We start from the raw sequence: 19,503 nt of genomic DNA, 5'->3' as shown, positions 1-19,503 counted from the left end.
TTTTCCAATAAAAAACATCTTTTAGCAATAACTTCCTCCCTGATATAATACTATCGACAACTTAATTAAAGGGGAATGAGAATGACAGTTCAAGAGTTTGAAACGTTGGTGAACAAGCTTGAAAAGCAGGCATCTGCCAACCCGAAGCTTTACAGATTCAAAGTCATTATGCTTACTGGACTTGGTTTTGGTTATGTTGCATTATTTTTGTCGTTGTTTTTAGTTTTGATGGGCATTTCAATTGCGATGATTGCTGATGGGAATTTTACCTTTGGAAATGTGAAAGTCCTGCTCTTGACAGGAACCTTGTCATTCTTCATTATCAAGGCCCTGATTGTGAAAATGGAAATGCCTGATGGGTATTACCTGCAACGGGAGGAAGCTCCCAAGTTGTTCGAGATGATTGATACTTTGCGCCTTAGATTGAATACACCACAGATCGATGCGATTGTCCTGGATAGTGAATTTAATGCCTCAGTCGCACAAATTTCAGCATATGGGATGTTCGGAAAAAAGCGGAACGTCCTTGTAATCGGAATCCCGCTTCTATCGACACTTTCCCAGGAACAATTTACGGCAGTCCTTGCCCATGAGCTTGCTCATATTTCTAATTCTGACACTGCTCTTGGCGCGAAAATATACCGTTTGAGAATGAGCTGGGGGCGTCTATTGCACTCATTGGAGGAAAATGAACAATTCGGCACGTTCATCTTCAAAAAGTTCTTCCAGTGGTTTTATCCAAGGTTTGACGCCTATACATTCGCGATGGCCAGGCAGGAAGAATACGATGCAGACCGTTCTGCAGCCTTAGCAACATCCTCGCCAGCAATGGGCGAAGCCTTGACTGTGATCTCTGTGGCTGCTCCATATTACTATCGTGATTTTTACAGTGAATTGTTTGAAGAATGCGCAAAGACCAACAGTGTCCCTCAGCCATATTCGAATTTCACTGAAAAGTTCCAGTCACTTACTGATCAAAAAGCAACCGAATATTTCAATGAACAGCTAGCTGAGGAAAGTTATATGACGGACACTCACCCTTGTTTAAGCGATAGACTTGCTGCACTTGGAGTAGAAGCCGCATTGCCGAAAAAACAACAGGAATCTGCGCTTGACTATTTCTTCGCTTATCCTGGTCGAATAATCAGTGATTTTAATAAAATGTGGATTGATTACAATCAGGATAACTGGAAAGAAGAGATTGAAAACTTTAATGAATCAAAGCAGCGATTCGAAGAGTTATCCAACAAACCAGTTGCCACCCTTGAAGAACTGCTGGAAAAAGCCTATCTGACAGTCGAATTCAATAGTCTGGAAGCAGCGATTCCATTATATGTGGAGATTGCTGAAAAGCATTCTGAAGATCCGCGAACTGCAGGGGCGCTATTGACGTTGGGAGAGCATTATTTAGAGTCAAAAGACACTGCAGACAAAGGAATCAAGTTGATCCACCTTGCTATGTCCTATGATTGGGAATTGCGTTTGCCAGGACTTGATCTGTTATGCGGCTACTATTATGACACTGAACAAAGCGAGTTATTTGAAAAAACGAGAGATGAACTGGTGAAGTGGGAAGAAATCGTAGAAGCTTCTAATGAAGAGTGCGATTTTATCCAGCCAACAGACCACTTTATCACTCATGACAAAAATAGCAAAGAAATACTCGCAGGCATAAACCAGCTTGCACAGTACAGGGAAATTACAAATGCTTATCTTGTAAAAAAGCAACTCACTTCGATTCCAGAGCGTAAACAGTATGTGCTAGGACTTGACCTGTCACTTCCGAAAAGTACAGATTTAGATGAAGCTGAAGAGGCTTTATATGAAAAATATATTAATAATCTCGGAGAGTTCGAGGATACATGCGTCATCATCCTGAATGATAAGAAGGATTTACGAAAAAACTTGATGAACGTAGGAAATTCTCTAATTTATTCTGTATCTGATACAGAACAAGCATCTTGATTACTGAAGCAGCGAAGTAATTCGCTGCTTTTTTTTGCGTCGCGGTCAACAAAACTTGTCTCCAACTCCTGACAATTCCGTCCCTGTCATTTCTTTTCTTTTACAATCAAAAACACCGGAGCGGAATCAACGTTCTTGATCCATTTATACTCTTCCCCACTCAAGCCTTCCTTCACCCATACATCGCCCTGCACATCATTCGGATTCTTTCGAAACCAGGCAAGATGCTGGTCAGCCATTTGTGGATCTATATCAAGTTCATTCTTTTTCGGAAAAGTGATTTGTTTTTGCTCCTCGGTTTTGATATTGATTTCATACAGTGCCGTGTACATCGTTGGGACAGGGCCTTCTGTCCACTCCTTGTTTTCTTTTGCACGGGCGACGATTACTTGATTCTGTGAGTACCATTCCAAATCAAGGTCTACAAAACCCACGGGTGTGTATTCCTTCTGTTCCTTAAAAATCGGTATGTCAGCGATTCTGGTCTTCTTGTTTTCAACAAAAAATCTTCCTTCACCTGAAATATAGGCCAGCTGGTTGGAGGATGGTGCCCACTTGAACCAGTCCTTGTATCCCAGCATTTTTCCTACTGCCTGAAATTGTTCTCCTTGGTTTGACAGGACACATAATGTTTGGCTGTCCATCGACCAGGAAGCCGTAGGAATCAGAATAAAACTGACCCATTTTCCATCATGGCTCCACTTAAAATAGTCAGCATCAATACCAAACAAGTCTGGTTCATGTGTTTGGATCGTATAAAATTTCTGCATTTTTTCCTTTGCAAGATTCGCATTGACCGGGATCTTATAGAGCGGGATTGGTCCCCACCCGGTAGGACGCAAACTGGATTGCGAGGAAACAATAAAATTTTCACCATTCGGAAACCATTCGAACCCGCTTACCCCCAGTGCAACATTCTCGAAACCCTGCGGGCGGCCACCCTTCACTTTTGTCACGTTCAATAATCCATGGTCCGTATAGGCTAACTGATTTTTTACCGGTGACCATTTAAAGTCAGATGTTTCAACCCTTATATAAGGCTGGTAGCTTTCTTTAGCCATGGTATCATAAATGAATAAATCCGATTTTCCCCCTTGTTCATCTCCATCAATATAGGCAAGGAAACGTCCATCATATGACCATTTCGGGGAATACACATACCGCCCTTTTGTAATTTGCCTTTCCTGTTCCCCTGTTTTGATCCATAGCTGATGATCACGGATAAACGCAGCCGTGAGCGGGGTTTCTGCACTAACTGCCATTGGTAAAAGAAAATTCATGAGAATTAGCAGGACAATCAAAATATTCTTCAAAAAACATCCCTCCTGGTTGTAGGATGTCCCGATGCTAATTGAAGATTCTTTTTATGAGAGCAGAAATCTCCCCCCTGCTTCCCAAGCAGCTGAAATAGCTGTTAATATATTCTTAAAATATTTCTTTTTCATGAAAAGAAAGGAGCCATATATTGAAAAAACAGGGGATTACATCACTGGGCGAAGTAATCGTTGATTTTATTGCAACAGATTCCTCCAATACAGCGTTCCAGCGATTGTTAGGGGGAGCTACTGTTAATGTAGCAGTTGGGGTCAGCCGACATGGCATTCCCTCGTATTATTTATGCAAGCTGGGAAGGGATGAAACGAGTACATTTGTAGAGGGAGAGTTAAAGAAGGAGAAAATTGATCTTTCCTTTAGTTCCTATCATTCAGATAAAAGAATCTGCTCTGTTTATATTCACTTGAATCAGCATGGAGAACGGTACTTTCATGCTTACGTTAATGAAACCCCAGATGAGTGGATCACCTCGGAAGAACTTGATAAAAAGCCGTTTATGAATAGTAAAATCTTTTACTTTGGATCCGGCACTCTTTTTCATCCAATAGCAAGGAAAACAACTGAGCAAGCTCTTCAATATGCAAAAGAAGAGAAACTGCTAAAAGCCTTTGATACAAATATCCGGTTGAAACGATGGGAAAGTGAGAATCAGTGTAGAGAAACGATCCTATCTTTTGTTAAACAGGCTGATATCGTAAAAATGACTGAGGATGAATTGCATTTTTTAACCGAAAATAAAGGATTGGAACACCTAACAAAAATGGAGATTCCTTTTCTTTTTATCACAAAAGGAAAAGACGGCGCGTATGCCATTCATGATAATACGATGGTGCATGTTCCCGGAATTCCGGTCAAAGCAGTGGACACAACAGGTGCCGGCGACGCATTCATGGCCGCCCTTTTATCTTGTTTTCATGACAGAGGGATTCCTAAAAACGAAGCTGAATTGATGGATTATACGGAGTTTGCCAATAAAGCCGGAGCGAGATCGGCCACTAAGTTGGGAGCTTTGTAAACAGACAAAGGGACGGTTTTCCCGTCCCGTCCCACATTCTACTATTCCCGGACACCAGAATCCTCCCCCAGCTTCCTCTCGTCTTAACTGGAAAAAACCAGCGAAAATTTCCAAGTCGCCAATAAAATTTGCTTTTCGCCAATAAACAGCTCATTATCGCCAATAAAATTAATTTTTCGCCAATAAATCTTGAAAATCGCCAATAAACATAGCATGCAGGTAGATTTCTCAAATAAATAACCTACACTTAAAATACAAATTAATTATATTTAAATATATCGACCACATTTTTCAATATATCGGCGGATTTTTAATTATATCGACCACATTTTGCAATATATCGACCAACTCATGGAAAGTTAAATTTTTAAAAAACTTTGACTTACGTTCTAGTCCGTAAAAAACCGAATTGAATCACTTCACCCGTTTAAATAGAGGTATACAATCAGGAAGATAACCAATCCAATCATGAAGACTGAACCGAGACTTGCACTGTACACTACATAAACTTTTGTGTGGATGATAACATGAACAATTAGAACTATAAGCAGACAAACGAGCAAAAAGATGAATAATTGTAGATTTTTATTCCTATTCAAAAGATCAGCACCTTATAGTTCCAATTTATCGAAAAGAGTAGTTGTCCATATACACTTATTCTTTATATATTTTTCTTTACGGATTTTATTCGTGTTTTCCTTCAATGATGCCGTTTTAATGCGCAGTATATTTATACTGCTTAGCAAGTGCCCAAGTTCTCAAACAAAGGTTGTTCTCTAGCACATCGCATTTATGTATAAATCATCAATTTAATACCGTAATGAAGGAGGAGTGCCCAACAGTCATGTAGAAAATACATACAAGAAGATGTGTTTACTATGTTTTTATAATCAGGAGGTAATCATGGGTAGATTAGTACATTTCGAAATACATGTAGATAACATGGACCGTGCTAAAACGTTTTATGGTGAAGTATTTGGATGGGCATTTGAAGATTGGAGCGAATATGCTGGTATGCCTTATTTTGGGGCTGTGACTGGTGGTGAAGATGAGCCTGGAATTAACGGTGCCTTAATGCAACGTCAAGGTCCCCCTCCAGAATCAAACCAGCCTTTGAATGGTTATGCATGTACAATGGGAGTAGAAGATTACGATGCGACTGAAACAAAAATTCTTAATAATGGTGGCGTAGTAGCATTGCCAAAATACGCTCTGCCTGGCATGGCGTGGCAGGGGTATTATAAAGATACAGAAGGAAATATATTTGGCATTCATCAGCCAGATGTAAATGCAAAATAGAGTAATTCCAATAAGAAAGGGCACTTTATTCGTGCCTTTTCTTATTTTTATAAGAACCCGTAACTAAGGGGACGGTTTTTCAGTCCCCCTTATTCCTTATCTTGAGACACCAACACCGCTCCAAGATCCCAAACTTCATCCAGGTACTTCAGGCTGTTATAACCGGTGATCTGGAGTTTCATGGATTTATCGTCGATGCCTTCTACTCTCATGGATTGTTCTGTGACGAAATGGCGTGGTTGCTCCAATTTTTCATAGTCGATTGGCCCTTTTTGCGGATCATATTCTACGCCGTTTTTGTCTACCAGCACTCCTTTGGAATCTACATGGGTGATGTTAGGCTGTTGACCATTTTCGTCAACAAAATCAATGTGAAGTGATTCATATTCCTGATTTTCCAGGTCATCATTACGTATAATAATCTCAGTTGACTGCCCGGCTTCTGACTTATCGATCCAGATGGTGCTGCCTGCATACTCAATTGTCTGCGGGAATGTCTCATTTCCGCTAAGTTCGATGCTTTTATGATCTACAATCGATAAATAGATCGAGTCTAATTGCGCTTTAAAATCTTTGACTTTCTCACCATAAAGCGGGTCGAAATAGGCTTGGAAACCAGTCCAGGAACCGTCCAGCTGGTGATCCATAAAGTGGCTGCCATATCGTTCTGCCTCCACTTTTTTATTGTTCACTTCCAGCGATTTAAAATTGAGGAAATCGATTCGCTTCTCCAGCTTTTCTGTATTGATGCCAAATTGTAAAAAAGTTGCGGTAGGAGCAACAATCAATTTTTCGAATCGGATAGCAACGCCCTCAAGTTCTCTTTGTTCATTGATTTCGTACTCCGTGGTAGGCTGTTTGGTTACCGGGAACTCGAAGCTCCAGTAACCGTTTTTATATTCACCAGCTCTAAAACCAAATGATACTCCAGCATCGTTAGCCAATTCCTGGATTTTGGTGATCCTCAGTTTGATTTCACCCTGGTCTTCTTCAAGCGGTCGTAGCGCAATCTTTCCATAAAAAACGTTTTTGCCACCTTTGTTCATTTCCGCCTCGACATCTGGAAAAGAATAGCGTGGATAAGTGTCGCGTTTCATAATGTCAAATTCGTTCTCTACAGTCACCCCATCCTCAAAGGTCATGAAATGTTGCTTATCTTCCTTCGTATCATGAATTTCATAGAAAACAAGCGTCTGGATGTCATCCGCCACTACGCCCTTGATTTTCACCTTCACTCCGTTGCTTTCCGCTTCCAGATTCAGCCTCTGGCCAAAGCCCTCCTGAAGAAATTCCCGCAAATGTATGTCTTCTTCCGTCCATGCATAATATACCTTTGGAAACGCACCGGTAATGAAGCCGATTGCCACGATGAAGGCCAAAGCACTCGCAAGACCAAGCGCCCATTTTTTGCGTTTTTTATTCTTCCGCTGTCTCTGTTCCTTCTTTTCTGCCAATCTCTTTTTGACGTTTTCCATTAGTTGAGGGTGCACACTCAGGCCATCGCCTTCCTCAACATGATTCAATCTCGTCATCGCGACTTCCTGGAAGCTCGAAAAATCCTCCTGACATTCCCTGCAGTTATAAAGATGAATCTCAAACTCAATCTTCGCCGGACGTTCCATCTCTTTTTCCATGTAATCAATATAATGCTTCCGGAACTGCTCACAGCCATGATAGTCGGCTCCATCCATTTGTTTTCTGACCGACTGAATACCAGAGAACAACAAGTCCTTTATTTTTCCAGCCGGAACATCGAGGACTTGCGAAGTCTCTTCAAGGGTAAAACCTGTAACATATGTAAGAACCAGCGCTTCCTTTCCCAGTTGATTCATCCCTGCAAACACTTTCGGCTTCGGATTCATTTCCTCTGAATCTTGCAAACTTGAAAGCTCGCGGATGTTTTGAATAAAAATCGAAGTGACCCACATTTTGAACGACAAATTCCCTTTATACCGTGGAAACTCCTTATGCACCTTCAGGATCGACCTGTAAAAAAGCTCCTCCATCTGCTGCTGATTTTGAACAAAATGCCAGCCAAAACTATAGAAATATTCCTTATGGTCATCAAACCAATCCACGACAGATCGTATGCCATTCTCTTGAATAGCCGCGATCGAAACTGGCTCCATTTTTTCCAGGATCATCATTGACTTCCCCCTATGGGACAGAGGGCTATTCACCCGCCTCCCAAAATTACAAATTCCCTCCAAAACCCTCGTCTATTATAAAAATTAGAATAATCAGTTATTTTTTAGCCAGACTGCTCCTTTAAGAGCAACAGGCCATGACTTTCTTCAAATCCTTCTCGCGAACCCAGATTTCGCCTTCTCTGATTTCGTACTTTATCCCCGCTTCATCAAGACGTTGAATTTGGTTGTCTGTCCTGCCTGTCCAATAGGCATACGGTTCCTTCTGATTACAAGCTGTTAATGTGATCACTATAAAAAAGCCCAAGGCTAATTTTTTCTTCAAGACAACCACCTCTAACTTCAACGATACCACAAAATGGCAGACAGAGACATAGGAACTATAAAGGAAATGCTGCCTTTCGCAATTAGCATTAGCATTGGTTCAGTCGTTTGAAAAATTAAGAATTAGCTGGATTCCTTGGACGGTATTCATAATCAGTATATATCCAACGGAAAAATGAAGCCACTCTAATCAAATTCTGGCTGGATGTATTACGGTACTTAGGAAAACATAAGTGAAGGCTTCCTGACCGAGGAGCTTTTTTCAAGTTAGTATGATGCGTTCCTGCTCAGCCCATCTTGTTATTTTTCAAATAAATCTTTTCCACATAGTGACCGGCTATCCCCAAGACCAGGCCCAATACCACTCCGCTAAAAACAGGGCTTTGGAGGAATCGCCAATGAATGCCAAAGAACATACCCAGGAATAATCCGGTAAAAAATCCCAGGCTGTGTGTATACTTTTCGGGTTTGGGCACACCTCTATTTTCAAGTTCCAAATTGATGACTTTGGCTCTATCATAAGCATGCCAGATATTAAAGGCATAAACAGAGGGATAATATAATCCCCACCCCCAGTCTATTACCTGATATGAAGTTTGCAGATCCCCAATAAATGAATAATAGATCGACCAATTTAGCCCGCTCATTAAATTCACAAGAATTTCCCATAAACCTAATGTGATCCCCACGATGTAATCGCGATTATAAAATTGGCCAAACCCAGGCAAGCAGGCAGACCATATTGCTGCCGCCCATGGAGATTTATAAACGTTCACTTTAAAATTTTTGTGATTTATATTTTTGAAGTATGTATTCATTTTTGCCCCAATTCCCTTTGGTTTAGCTTTTCAATAACCTCCCCTTAATCCATTAATTTATACTTTTTGAAGCAGTGGTATAAATCCATTAATGCCTATTCCGCCAATATAAATTTAATTTCTAATGCATATTGGTTTTTTCCATAAAAATATCTATGTGAATTACTAAACATTCGCAAATTTATGAGTCCATAATTAGCCCCTGCATATGCACATAACTACAGCATGCACGGAAATACTATCTGTATCTTTTTGATGAGCAGGGGGACACACATGAATTTAATGTCTGGTACATATTATTGGCCTGCCACTTTCCCTTCTCCTCCCTCCTATCCACAACTGGAAGAGAATTTGGAATGCGATGTCCTGATTGTTGGAGGAGGCAGTTCAGCTTCGCAATGCGCTTACTATCTTGCGGATTCTGGATTGAAAGTGGCAGTCATTGAAAAAGGGAAGATTGGCAGCGGCAGCACGAGTTCGAATACGGCACTCATACAGTATTCAGGGGAAAAGATGTTCACGAACCTGGCTAACTCTTTTGGAAAGGAGTATATTTCAAGGCATTTAGCGCTGCTTCAGGAAGCTATCAATGAAATAGAATCAGCATCCGCAGTGACTGAAATCGATTGTGAATTTTGTCGAAGAGACTCTCTTTATTCCGCAAGCTGCGGTGAAGATGTTGAATCGCTCAGAAAAGAATACGAATTTTTAAAAGAGCAAGGCCTGAAGGTAGACTTTCTCAGCAAAGAAGAAATCGAGGAGAAATATCCGTTCAGCCGTGAGGCCGCCATCTATTCCTTTGGTGATGGCGAGCTGAACCCTTTCAAGTTTACCCATGCGTTGATAGAATACGCCGCTAAAAAAGGTGTACAGATCTTCGAAAACACCGAGATGAATGGACATCATGTTGATCCGCAAACTGGGCGGGTGATTCTTTCCACCACAAGCGGCCAATCCATCTCGGCAGGCAAAATCATATTTGCATGTGGCTATGAGGGAATCGACTTAAAAAAAGAAAAACAGGTTTCTTTCGTGAGTACGTATACCGTCACGACAAGGCCTGTTCCTGACCTTACTTTCTGGTACAACCAGACGCTTTTATGGGAAACGGCAAGGCCATATCTATATATGCGGACGACAGCTGATAACCGGATTATCATTGGCGGTCTTGATGACAATACTCCCTATCCTGAGGACCGGGACAGTAAACTCATTCATAAGCGGGATAAACTGATTGAAGAATTCAACAAGATGTTCCCGTCCATACATGTAGAACCTGAGTATCATTTAGCTGCATTTTACGGTGGAACTGTGGACGGCCTCCCGATCATTGGGAAGTATGAAGAATATCCAAACAGCTACTTCCTCATGGGATTCGGAGACAATGGCACCGTCTACAGCCAGATGCTCGCGAAAATCATTGCTGAAGAAATCAAAACTGGAAACAGCCCCGACCTGAAGCTGTACTTAAATGACCGTCCGCTAGTCGCGAAAAAATAATCAGATAGACGCTTTTCTTAGAGAGAGAGAGGCGTCTTTCTGACTTCTCCATTAACCCTTGCATTACAAGTTAGTGTAATGTATAGTTAAGATATATCTTGTAATGCAAGGTACTGTTCTTCACATCAAATACCTTGCATTACAAGTTACTGAAAGGAGCCCGTCAGATGGCTGATACGACGCAAATGCTAAAAGGGATTCTCGATGGATGCCTCTTGTCCATCATTAAAGAGGGCGAAATTTATGGGTATGAACTGGCTGCCAAACTTGAGTCCTATGGCTTTCATTCTTTTAGCGAAGGGACGATTTATCCCCTTCTGCTGCGGATGCAGAAAGAGGGCCTTGTGAGTACAACCTTAAGGAAATCCACTGCCGGGCCGAAACGAAAATATTATTCATTGACGGAAAAAGGTGAGCAGGAATTGGAGCAATTCGTCATACGCTGGACGCAGCTTAGCTCCTCGGTGAACAATGTTTTGAATAAAGGCTGTTTTCGTAATGATTGATGTTAAAATCCTAAAGCCGATTTCAACGTAATATAAAGCTATTTTGTAGGTCGGTAATAAGTTGGCATGCTCTTTTCTCCTAACAAGAGTCTACATAGCGAAGAAGCATAGTTCATTCACTTCTATATTGTATTCAATAGAAACAAGGTTTGAGAAAAGAGTCTAAATAAAAGGGGGAATTGACGGGATGGTATCAAAACGAGCGGAGCAATTTTTAGTGGAACTGCGGATGTATTTGATCTCAAAAGGGAAGAACGATCAGGAAATCAATGATATTACCGAAGAGCTTGAGGTCCATTTGACAGAGGCCGAAGCAGCCGGCAAAGATATAAGCCATATCATCGGGGACAGTCCGAAGAATTATATGAAAAGCATCGGCGAATCCATGAAAACGGATTACCGTCAGCTGGCAGGATTGGTTCCTTTGATGATTCTGCTGATAGCTGCATACTTAAGTATCGGCCCTGCAATCGAAGGCACCTTTTCCGTATCCCAGGGGACCATTTGGTTTGCGCTTGTGATCAGCTGCATAAGCATCCTGGTTTACGGCGCATTCTTATTCAAAATCATGCCGAAATTCTTTCATTCTAAATGGGGTTACGTGATATTTTTCGGAATCTCCATCATCGTAACGGGAATAATGGTGGCATTGATGTTATGGTACAAAACACAGGAATTCGAAGAGGTCTTCGTCGCTTCCCCTGTGCAAAACAACCTGATCATCGTCCTGTGTGCCGCCATTTTCATCGGTTCAGCCCTTTACACCAAAACCTGGTTCACGGTACTGATTCCTTTATTCCTCTCCATGGGCCCAATTGCAACAAGATTTGTACCAGAAGAAGCAAACAATGACCCTCTGTACATCACGATCACCATCCTTGCCTTTTTACTGGCATCAGCTGTAGCCATCGCCATCTTTATTTTTCAGAGCAAGAAAGATCAAAAAAAGATTTAAAGTCTAAAAAAGGAGCTCAACCAAGTTGAACTCCTTTTGTTTACTATCAAACCTCGTGGTCAGGATAAATCAATTCATTGTCCACAAAGATCCTGCACTCTACCGTTAGCGCACCACCGAGACTGACCTTGATATTCTGGTTCACACCTTCATTGTTTTTGATTACCCCATTTAAAGTGGCTCGGTCAAAGGCAAACCCAAGATTCTGATCCTGTAATTTGCCGTCCACAAATAGCTTTTCTCCATTAAACCAGGTATTCTCCACGCTTATATGATGGCCTCTGTATGTAGTTTCAAATACTTTTTTCATAATCAGTCCTCCTATCCCTTGTTATATATACGGATAAGGACAATGGAAGTTCCATGTAAAATTGGTTTCACATGGAATGGCTTTGAACGAGATAAAATTGGAAAAAATCAACGAAAATTTCCAAGTCGCCAATAAAAATCGATTTTCGCCAATAACCCGCTCATTATCGCCAATAAAATCTTATTTTCGCCAATAAAAGTTGAAAATCGCCAATAAAATTATTTTTTCGCCAATAAACAAATAAAGCAGATTGATCCCGGCTAAAAAATAGGAATCAAAACTGCTAATTTTGAAGCGAAATTCGATAACTCACTCATTTTTCGTAAAAAAACTCGAGCCAGAGAAAAAACAACGATGGTTTTAATCATTTTTCCTGGCCTCATGCCTCTATCTCACTACTTAATCCGGCTGTACGACATTATCTATCTCCGACCAATCAAATGTCCCTTCGCGAATCTTTTCACGACGGTCTTTTGTAATGATATCAGTTGGGCGACCGCCTTTTGGCCAGTCTGTTTCATGTCCCTTCCACTCTGGACGGTCATGGGACAAGATATACGCTGCAAGATCCGCCGCTTCCTGATCTGTTAAAGTCCCGCCGTTTGGCGGCATATTATTTTGGATATACCCGGCTATTTTCGACATCCTGTTCATCCCTGGACCATCATTAAAGGAGTTGTCCCCCCATAAGGCAGGGCCGACATTTTATTCTTACTACTGTTTGCAATCACAGCGGGGCTTAAATGAATCACAGGGACGTACCTTGTGCTTCTTTTTAAAAGACAATAAGAGAAATAAAAAAAGGAAGCATGGGGCTAAAACATCCCTTCTGCTTCCCAGAGATTCTATCCAACAATCAATCTTTCTTTCGGATAATGGCATTTCGGTTCTAGTTTTCCGCGATTGAACAAGAATATAAAAGAAAGAATTCCTATTCTCCCTATGAACATCAAGGATATAATGACAATTTTCCCTCCAGTACTTAGTTCAGGAGTTATTCCCATTGACAAGCCAGTCGTCCCAAATGCTGAACTTACTTCGAACATGATTTCCATCATCGTGAAGTTTTCAGTCGCATTCAATATGACCACCGCTGCAAAACAGAGGATAATTGCCAAGAAGCTTACAACTACTGATTTTCTAATATCTTCCTCATGCAGCTCGCGTCCAAACACCTTGATGGCATTATGCCCTTTTGCAAAATTGATGATCAGTAAAATAATGACCGCAAAAGTAGTCGTCCTTATGCCGCCGCCAACAGAACTTGGGGAAGCACCGATGAACATTAAAAAGCAAAGAAGCAATAATGTTGGATTAGAGAAATCACTCACATTCATCGTAGCAAGTCCGCCATTTCTAGTGGAGGACGACTGGAACCAGGCATAAAAAAACGACTCATGCCAGTTGTAGCTTTTAAAAAAATGATTATATTCAAACAGCAGGATGGCAAATGTACCGAAAAACATAAGTGCAAAGAATGTTAAGGTAGTCAGCTTGGTATATAAGGAAAAATGTGATCGATTGTGTTTTTTACGATTCAAAAAAAATTCCTTCACTTCCACTAATACCGGAAAACCAATAGCTCCTAAGGTTAATAAAATAATATTTACGGACTGAACGAAATAATCATGCGCGAAAGGAATCAGCGAACTCCCTGTAATATCAAAACCAGCGTTCGTCGTTGCACTTACCGCTGCAAATAAGCCTTGTAGATAAGCTTCTTGCCATGTCGGGAAATAACCAAGAAAGTACGTTCCTAATATGAGAGCCCCAACCGCCTCGATCAAAAGGATGATGGCCAGTATTTGTCTCATGAGCTTGACCAGACCAGACATTTGAGATTGATTTTGGTCAGTCATGATTAGCTGTCGATCTTTAAGACCGATTTTCCTTCGCAGCAACATCCAGAAAAACGTACCAAGCGTCATGATGCCGATTCCGCCAAACTGGAGGATGAACATTAAAATGAAAACGCCCGGTGTACTAAAGGTATCCGGTGTCGATACAACCGTTAGCCCTGTTACACTGACCGCACTGACAGCCGTAAATAAAACATCAATAAAGGTCCAACTCACCCCCGGCTTGAGCGCAATAGGGAGACTAAGGAGCGACGCCGAAATCAATACGGCTATGACATAAAAAAATACAATGATTTGCGCAGGCTTTAACCAGTTCCTTTTTAAAATTTTCGCCAAGATATACCCCTTCTTACTTTGTCAGATTAGTTATCATTTAAATACAAAAAGACCATCCCTAATAAGAATGGCCAATGTAGAACATCATCAACCCTTCTCTCTTCACGGCTTACGGAGTTAGCTGTCGGATTAGGGATTGAGAGTATCCCTTTTCAGCTTCAATCGCTAAAATTCACCCCAAGATAAAGTAGCTTTATCAAAATTGGTTCCCCCGCTCAAAAGATTCAGCAAAAAGGTCTTTATTAAATTTATAAGTATAAATTACTCCTATAGCATAATAGTGTCAATGATTTTTTTAGATACACCGACACTTTCACTTTGCTTCTAATATGTCGCCAAAGAGAGTGTTGAAAATGAAGAATCAGCATAAGAAAAAGCATTGTTGAATTAACAATGCCTTGCTTTTTCTCCGATTTTATTTCCCAATTACTACAACTATTCAACCGGAATCTCAATCTTTTGATTGTATTTTTTCACATAATGGATTCCCTCGATCAGTAAATTATCCGGCATAGAATTCGTATCAAAGACCATCGTCCGCTCGCTGGTAAATCTATCTACCTTTTTCTCCAACCTTTGATTTATTGTTGTTTTTAAAGGAGTCACTTTGTCACCATTTTGAATAGAAACATCATCAAGCAATAGATTATCGTCTGTCTCAATCGTGATTTCGACTCCTCGCTCAGTAGTAACGACCCTTTTAATCCATAGATCCTTTCCTTCGAGGTCATGGTGTGTATCATCACTAAGTGGAATCAGTTCCGCTAATTTTTGATATCCCACAAACTCACTAAAAGCTAATTCAAGAGAATACAGCTCTTGGGGCAGGCCATCAAATCGCAAATCAAACTTACTACCGGATACACCAGAACCCAGGTTGTCAACGGAATTACCATTAGCAATTAACTTGACTCCTTCAAAGCCGAAATGAATTCGATCGAAATTGTCAACATTCATTTTTCCTTCAATTACTGTTGAAGTAGGGGTCGCTGTAATTGTCTTGAAAGTAACCTTCCCTTGATCGACCTTTACTGCTTCGTTAATCGACTGTTTAATCTGAGTCTGCATGGCTTTGTTTGGATCATAAGGAAACGTGATGCTTCTCTCCACATTCTTAACACCTTGCCAAAAGTGCAATGTCAATTTTTTTGAAAATGGACTGACTGGATCAAAATAAGTCGTCCCCTTTATTTCTGTACCGGAATCATTTACTTTTGCCATACCACCTCCTGCCCGTGCATTAGTAAAGAAGCCCGTTATCTTATCAGGATTAAATACGTCCCCCCACAAATCACCCACACCCTGAGGGTTTGAAAGCGTATAATACATAACCAATTGATTGGCATCCGTCATGATTCCGTCAATGGTCAGCTCTGTTCCATCAGACAATGTCGTCTTTTTATCAATGATTTGCCCCATGCCTTTATCATTTAAATCCTTCATCGTCCCAGTCATGATTTCCTCAAAACCGAAAATCTTTTTTCCATAGAAGGCAACGGCGTTGTAATTATAGCTCACCAGCATAAAGCATAGTACGCTGACTGCAGCCATCAAAACGTAAGGTTTCCTGCGCTTATGCTTCCTTGCAGGTGTTGCGTCAAGAGCGCTTCGCAACCTATTTTTGAAATCGGCTGGTGCGGTCATGGAGGCCATCCGCTGCTTCTCCTCATTCAATCGTTCTTCTATCTCTTTCATCGCATTCACCTCCATCATAATCTTTCATTTTCCTTAATCCCTGAAAAATCCTCGATTTCACAGTTCCTAATGGAACGTTGGTCAATTCCGCAATCGTTTGATAATCCATATCGAGAAAATACTTCATCTGAATCGCTTCTTTTTGATGTTCATTTAAAATCGATAACATCTCCGAAATTTCTAATTGCTGCACATTTGAGTCCGTGGAAGGCATTTGCTCCTCCTCTTTGGAAGACTGCCAGTTATCGATCAACACAACCTTCTTTTGTTTACGAAGCGTTGTTTTACAAAGGTTCACAAGGATGGTCTTGCTCCAGCTATAAAAAGCCTCCTCCTTTTTCAACTGGCCGATGTTTTCATACAGCCGGACAATCATCTCCTCCAGCACATCCATCGCATCATGCTCATTCCCCATATATGTAAAAGCAAGCCGATACATGGCATCCTTCTCAGCCATGATTAACTCCATCAACGCATCTTTACTGCCTCTTTTGGCCTTTTTCACCAACCGAACTACATTCATCCCCTCACCCCGCTCCTATGTAAGAGTCATAACCATCATGGAAAGTTCATTTTTTTTAGAATTTTATTATTTAAATTGTAGTTTTCTAATTCATAAGTAACAAGAGATATACTAAGACCTTCTGTTCCCCCCGAAAAAATCACTATTGGCAATAAGAACTCGATAACAAAAATACTTGATATTAAATACCAATCTTGGACACATGAATATTCATATTTTTACCTGAATGAGGAAATAATACTGTGGAGGTGAAAATATGGACAAGGATAAAATACAACTAACTTCTTCTGAAATAGGAACCTTGTGGGGCGAATATGTAAACGGGACAATGATCGATACAGTGAATCGATATATGTACACAATTATTGAAGATGAAGCCATCAAGGCAATTTTTGAGGATGCCATCTCGACATTTGAACGACAAAAGAAACAAATGGTTACATTTTTAGAGAATGAAGGTTTTCCAGTTCCAGTAGGATTTAGTGAAGCGGATATAAACAAAGGGGCAAAAAGATTGTTCTCCGATATTTTTTGTTTGAATTATTTACATATCATGACATTGCATGGATTGGTTGGACATATCACTGCCTTAGGAGTTTCAGTCAGAAAAGACTTAAGGGATTTTTACGATTCATGCGATAACGATGGGAAAAAAATGTACCACCAGACAATTGAACTTTTACTTGAGAAAGGCAGTTTCCAAAGAGATCCTTTGTTTTATCCTGCCAAGAACCCTGAGTTTGTTGAGAGTGAAGATTTTACAGACGGAATATTGGGAAAGGGAAGAAATTTATCTGCGACAGAAATTATAAGTATATCTTTCAACATAAAAAAGAGTATTATGGCTAAAACTCTCTCTATTGCTTTCAGTCAAGTTGCCCACTCAAAGGAAGTTAGAAAGTTTTTTTCGGATTCAGAGAAATCAGCTGATCAACAAATACAAACTTTTTCCAAAATCATGCACCAGGATAATTTGCCAACTCCCCGGTCGTGGGAGACAGAAGTCACTACATCAACGGACTCTCCTTTTTCAGATAAACTGATGATGTATCATACCGGCTTCTTGTTCCAGGCTGCTCAAGTCTATCACGGAACCGGTTTGGCATCTGCCATGCGGACAGACCTTATAGCTACTTATGAAACCATAATCCTGAAAAATTTATTGGTGACAAAGAAATGGTTTGATATTATGGAAAAAAATAAATGGTTAGAACAACCCCCACTGGCTCCCAATCGAAAAGAACTCGCAAACGATAACTGATAGTTATGATGTCCTTCCGCATATGGAGGGACATTTTTATTTTTCGCTACTTTCATTTATGTATAAAACGAACATAAAGAAAAAAGGAAACAATCATGACCATGGCATAAAACGATACAGAACGATACCAGACATTCTTCAATTCTGTCCAAAAACTCATTCCGCCTTGTTCTGGAGGCAGCACTGAATAAACGGACACTTCAATATAGAACAGGCCAAGGAAAAATAATAATAAAGGAACAAATATTATCCTTACCAAACGATTGAACTTCATCGAATACCACCTTTTCATTCCGTCGTTACACTAATGAATTTCAACAAAAAGAGATATATTCCTCGTGAACTACCCACCACTTGCCACCCTTACAGGTTGCTTGATGAGGGCTTCTTGGGTAATCGCCACTTTTGGTAGCTGACGAAATGGACCAAGCTCGCTGAAGAGGGAGACTTCTTTCGGAAGTACGTTAAAAGAAGCAAAAAGGAAGTGCTTAGATTCCCTTTGCCACTTCTCCCTATCATTTCCTCTTCCTTAAAACCAACACAAATAACAGGATGACTGAGATCAGTAGTAGAAATATATAAATAAACTTAGAGTAAACATCTATATACTCAACAATCTCCTCCCAGGAGGCTCCGACAGATGCACCTAAGTATACGAGAATTGTATTCCAAATCAACGTGCCAATTGTTGTGAACAGCAGGAATGTCCTAAATCTCATCCCTGATATACCAGCAGGAATGGAAATCAGACTGCGAAGCAAAGGAATGACCCGGCAAAATAAAACGGTCCATGCTCCATAGCGATTAAACCAGGAATCCGCTTTGTAAATATCATTTTTGGTAACCCGAAGAAGATAGCCCCATCGATCAACAATCCTCTCCAACTTTTTCACGCCCAACTGCAGCCCTATACCATATAGCAGTACCGCCCCCAACAGTGAACCCATGGTGGAAGCTAAGATAACGCCAGTAATAGTAAAATCCGTTGAGGCAGTCATAAATCCAGCAAAAGTTAAAATAACTTCGGATGGAATGGGAGGAAAGATGTTTTCCAGTGCAATCAAGAACATAACACCTGTATAGCCGAACTCCTCCATTATTCCAATTAACCATTTTTCCATGTCATTCTCCTTAAGTTTAATGTTCATTCAATAAAAGAAAAAACCTTTACCGTCTTACAGGCAAAGGTTTTTCAGACAAAAAAGACCCTTACCACTAATATGGTAAAGGTCTTGCTAACAACAGTGGTTGCCAACAAAGCCGAGAGTCAAGAACTCCGTAATGACGACCTTGCTGTAAAAGCTACTCCCCTTTAGGAGTATTCAATTAATAAGTAAATATTAAAGGCGTATCGAAGTCTTGTCAATCAAATACTTGGAAGCATTAAGGTGTTTTACGAAATGGGCAAAGGGACGTTCCCTTTGCCTGTTTTTTGAAGATTCCTCTTGTGCCGTTCTTACTTCAGTTTAGCTAGCTTATTGGTGATTTCCGCGATTTCCTTCTCAACCTCGTATAGATTCTTCTGCATCCGGTCCCTCCGAGCAGTTAATACACTAAGCTGTTGTTTAAGTTCATCTTTTGTTTCGCCCATCAACTCTTGTCCTCCATTGTTTAGTAAAAACACTCTTTTATTATGTTCAGTTATGGAGTTCTAA

The 19,503-nt window shown here is 40.5% G+C and carries 19 protein-coding genes and 1 riboswitch; of the genes, 7 read left to right on the top strand and 12 right to left on the bottom strand.

Features of this window, described 5'->3' with window-relative positions; translation table 11 throughout:
* Positions 1-81 precede the first annotated feature (81 nt).
* Positions 82-1,965, top strand: a complete 1,884-nt coding sequence (locus tag CD004_RS01150) for a M48 family metallopeptidase (RefSeq protein ID WP_158651449.1) — start codon at positions 82-84, stop codon at positions 1,963-1,965.
* Between the two features lie 86 nt (positions 1,966-2,051).
* Here the strand turns inward: CD004_RS01150 and CD004_RS01145 are convergent, their stop codons facing one another.
* On the bottom strand, positions 2,052-3,245 hold the full coding sequence (locus tag CD004_RS01145; RefSeq protein WP_407657674.1) for a TolB family protein: 1,194 nt from the start codon (positions 3,243-3,245) through the stop codon (positions 2,052-2,054).
* Positions 3,246-3,430: 185 nt separating this feature from the next.
* On the opposite strand from CD004_RS01145, the gene CD004_RS01140 reads away from it, so the two are divergent.
* Both CD004_RS01140 and CD004_RS01135 read left to right on the top strand, forming a co-directional pair.
* On the top strand, positions 3,431-4,315 hold the full coding sequence (locus CD004_RS01140) for a carbohydrate kinase family protein (RefSeq protein ID WP_102261082.1): 885 nt from the start codon (positions 3,431-3,433) through the stop codon (positions 4,313-4,315).
* 903 nt (positions 4,316-5,218) lie between these two features.
* A complete protein-coding gene (locus tag CD004_RS01135) occupies positions 5,219-5,614 on the top strand; it encodes a VOC family protein (protein ID WP_102261081.1) in 396 nt (131 codons plus the stop codon).
* A gap of 89 nt (positions 5,615-5,703) precedes the next feature.
* Here the strand turns inward: CD004_RS01135 and CD004_RS01130 are convergent, their stop codons facing one another.
* The 3 genes from CD004_RS01130 to CD004_RS01120 all read right to left on the bottom strand — a co-directional run bounded on the left by CD004_RS01130 (position 5,704) and on the right by CD004_RS01120 (position 8,903).
* Positions 5,704-7,761, bottom strand: coding sequence for a DUF4179 domain-containing protein (locus CD004_RS01130; RefSeq protein ID WP_102261080.1), 2,058 nt, complete (start codon positions 7,759-7,761; stop codon positions 5,704-5,706).
* 121 nt (positions 7,762-7,882) lie between these two features.
* Positions 7,883-8,086, bottom strand: a complete 204-nt coding sequence (locus tag CD004_RS01125) for a hypothetical protein (RefSeq protein WP_102261079.1) — start codon at positions 8,084-8,086, stop codon at positions 7,883-7,885.
* A 286-nt stretch (positions 8,087-8,372) separates the two neighbouring features.
* Entirely contained in the window at positions 8,373-8,903 is a 531-nt protein-coding gene (locus CD004_RS01120; protein WP_102261078.1) for a hypothetical protein, read from the bottom strand.
* A gap of 273 nt (positions 8,904-9,176) precedes the next feature.
* Between CD004_RS01120 and CD004_RS01115 the strand changes: the two genes are divergently transcribed.
* The 3 genes from CD004_RS01115 to CD004_RS01105 all read left to right on the top strand — a co-directional run bounded on the left by CD004_RS01115 (position 9,177) and on the right by CD004_RS01105 (position 11,864).
* Positions 9,177-10,403 carry an NAD(P)/FAD-dependent oxidoreductase gene (locus CD004_RS01115; protein WP_102261077.1) on the top strand — a complete coding sequence of 409 codons (1,227 nt, stop codon included), beginning with the start codon at positions 9,177-9,179 and terminating at the stop codon, positions 10,401-10,403.
* Between the two features lie 167 nt (positions 10,404-10,570).
* Positions 10,571-10,909: a PadR family transcriptional regulator gene (locus CD004_RS01110; protein ID WP_102261076.1), complete on the top strand. Its 339-nt coding sequence runs from the start codon at positions 10,571-10,573 to the stop codon at positions 10,907-10,909.
* A 187-nt stretch (positions 10,910-11,096) separates the two neighbouring features.
* Entirely contained in the window at positions 11,097-11,864 is a 768-nt protein-coding gene (locus tag CD004_RS01105) for a DUF1129 family protein (RefSeq protein WP_102261075.1), read from the top strand.
* A 46-nt stretch (positions 11,865-11,910) separates the two neighbouring features.
* On the opposite strand, the gene CD004_RS01100 is transcribed toward CD004_RS01105, so the two are convergent.
* The 5 genes from CD004_RS01100 to CD004_RS01080 all read right to left on the bottom strand — a co-directional run bounded on the left by CD004_RS01100 (position 11,911) and on the right by CD004_RS01080 (position 16,587).
* A complete protein-coding gene (locus CD004_RS01100) occupies positions 11,911-12,174 on the bottom strand; it encodes a hypothetical protein (protein WP_102261074.1) in 264 nt (87 codons plus the stop codon).
* 399 nt (positions 12,175-12,573) lie between these two features.
* Positions 12,574-12,819, bottom strand: coding sequence for a c-type cytochrome (locus CD004_RS01095; protein ID WP_233434913.1), 246 nt, complete (start codon positions 12,817-12,819; stop codon positions 12,574-12,576).
* A 200-nt stretch (positions 12,820-13,019) separates the two neighbouring features.
* Positions 13,020-14,369 carry a TrkH family potassium uptake protein gene (locus tag CD004_RS01090; RefSeq protein ID WP_102261073.1) on the bottom strand — a complete coding sequence of 450 codons (1,350 nt, stop codon included), beginning with the start codon at positions 14,367-14,369 and terminating at the stop codon, positions 13,020-13,022.
* 91 nt (positions 14,370-14,460) lie between these two features.
* Positions 14,461-14,609: riboswitch (cyclic di-AMP (ydaO/yuaA leader) on the bottom strand.
* Positions 14,610-14,804: 195 nt separating this feature from the next.
* Positions 14,805-16,064 carry a DUF4179 domain-containing protein gene (locus CD004_RS01085; protein WP_102261072.1) on the bottom strand — a complete coding sequence of 420 codons (1,260 nt, stop codon included), beginning with the start codon at positions 16,062-16,064 and terminating at the stop codon, positions 14,805-14,807.
* Positions 16,036-16,587: an RNA polymerase sigma factor gene (locus CD004_RS01080; protein ID WP_102261071.1), complete on the bottom strand. Its 552-nt coding sequence runs from the start codon at positions 16,585-16,587 to the stop codon at positions 16,036-16,038. Before CD004_RS01080 ends, CD004_RS01085 begins: the two co-directional genes overlap by 29 nt.
* A 256-nt stretch (positions 16,588-16,843) precedes the next feature.
* Between CD004_RS01080 and CD004_RS01075 the strand changes: the two genes are divergently transcribed.
* Positions 16,844-17,848, top strand: a complete 1,005-nt coding sequence (locus tag CD004_RS01075) for a DUF3231 family protein (protein WP_102261070.1) — start codon at positions 16,844-16,846, stop codon at positions 17,846-17,848.
* Between the two features lie 52 nt (positions 17,849-17,900).
* Here the strand turns inward: CD004_RS01075 and CD004_RS01070 are convergent, their stop codons facing one another.
* From CD004_RS01070 to CD004_RS24385, 3 genes are all read right to left on the bottom strand, one after another.
* Entirely contained in the window at positions 17,901-18,122 is a 222-nt protein-coding gene (locus tag CD004_RS01070; RefSeq protein WP_102261069.1) for a hypothetical protein, read from the bottom strand.
* A gap of 241 nt (positions 18,123-18,363) precedes the next feature.
* Positions 18,364-18,969 (bottom strand): DedA family protein, encoded by a 606-nt coding sequence (locus tag CD004_RS01065; protein WP_102261068.1) that lies wholly within the window; start codon positions 18,967-18,969, stop codon positions 18,364-18,366.
* Positions 18,970-19,304: 335 nt separating this feature from the next.
* Positions 19,305-19,439 (bottom strand): hypothetical protein, encoded by a 135-nt coding sequence (locus CD004_RS24385; RefSeq protein WP_264190996.1) that lies wholly within the window; start codon positions 19,437-19,439, stop codon positions 19,305-19,307.
* Between the last annotated feature and the right edge of the window lie 64 nt (positions 19,440-19,503).

It is taken from the genome of Mesobacillus jeotgali (assembly GCF_002874535.1).
Classification (GTDB): Bacteria; Bacillota; Bacilli; order Bacillales; family Cytobacillaceae; genus Mesobacillus; species Mesobacillus jeotgali.
Note: the sequence above shows the minus strand (reverse complement) of the source record. Positions and strands in the feature narration are given on the sequence as shown.

Bases quoted from the DNA above. Each gene is read 5' to 3' on its own strand.
- CD004_RS01150 (WP_158651449.1), top strand. From the start codon at position 82: ATGACAGTTCAAGAGTTTGAAACGTTGGTGAACAAGCTTGAAAAGCAG.
- CD004_RS01145 (WP_407657674.1), bottom strand. From the start codon at position 3,245: ATGAATTTTCTTTTACCAATGGCAGTTAGTGCAGAAACCCCGCTCACG.
- CD004_RS01135 (WP_102261081.1), top strand. From the start codon at position 5,219: ATGGGTAGATTAGTACATTTCGAAATACATGTAGATAACATGGACCGT.
- CD004_RS01130 (WP_102261080.1), bottom strand. From the start codon at position 7,761: ATGATGATCCTGGAAAAAATGGAGCCAGTTTCGATCGCGGCTATTCAA.
- CD004_RS01120 (WP_102261078.1), bottom strand. From the start codon at position 8,903: ATGAATACATACTTCAAAAATATAAATCACAAAAATTTTAAAGTGAAC.
- CD004_RS01115 (WP_102261077.1), top strand. From the start codon at position 9,177: ATGAATTTAATGTCTGGTACATATTATTGGCCTGCCACTTTCCCTTCT.
- CD004_RS01110 (WP_102261076.1), top strand. From the start codon at position 10,571: ATGGCTGATACGACGCAAATGCTAAAAGGGATTCTCGATGGATGCCTC.
- CD004_RS01105 (WP_102261075.1), top strand. From the start codon at position 11,097: ATGGTATCAAAACGAGCGGAGCAATTTTTAGTGGAACTGCGGATGTAT.
- CD004_RS01100 (WP_102261074.1), bottom strand. From the start codon at position 12,174: ATGAAAAAAGTATTTGAAACTACATACAGAGGCCATCATATAAGCGTG.
- CD004_RS01095 (WP_233434913.1), bottom strand. From the start codon at position 12,819: ATGTCGAAAATAGCCGGGTATATCCAAAATAATATGCCGCCAAACGGC.
- CD004_RS01085 (WP_102261072.1), bottom strand. From the start codon at position 16,064: ATGAAAGAGATAGAAGAACGATTGAATGAGGAGAAGCAGCGGATGGCC.
- CD004_RS01080 (WP_102261071.1), bottom strand. From the start codon at position 16,587: ATGAATGTAGTTCGGTTGGTGAAAAAGGCCAAAAGAGGCAGTAAAGAT.
- CD004_RS01075 (WP_102261070.1), top strand. From the start codon at position 16,844: ATGGACAAGGATAAAATACAACTAACTTCTTCTGAAATAGGAACCTTG.
- CD004_RS01070 (WP_102261069.1), bottom strand. From the start codon at position 18,122: ATGAAGTTCAATCGTTTGGTAAGGATAATATTTGTTCCTTTATTATTA.
- CD004_RS01065 (WP_102261068.1), bottom strand. From the start codon at position 18,969: ATGGAAAAATGGTTAATTGGAATAATGGAGGAGTTCGGCTATACAGGT.
- CD004_RS24385 (WP_264190996.1), bottom strand. From the start codon at position 19,439: ATGGGCGAAACAAAAGATGAACTTAAACAACAGCTTAGTGTATTAACT.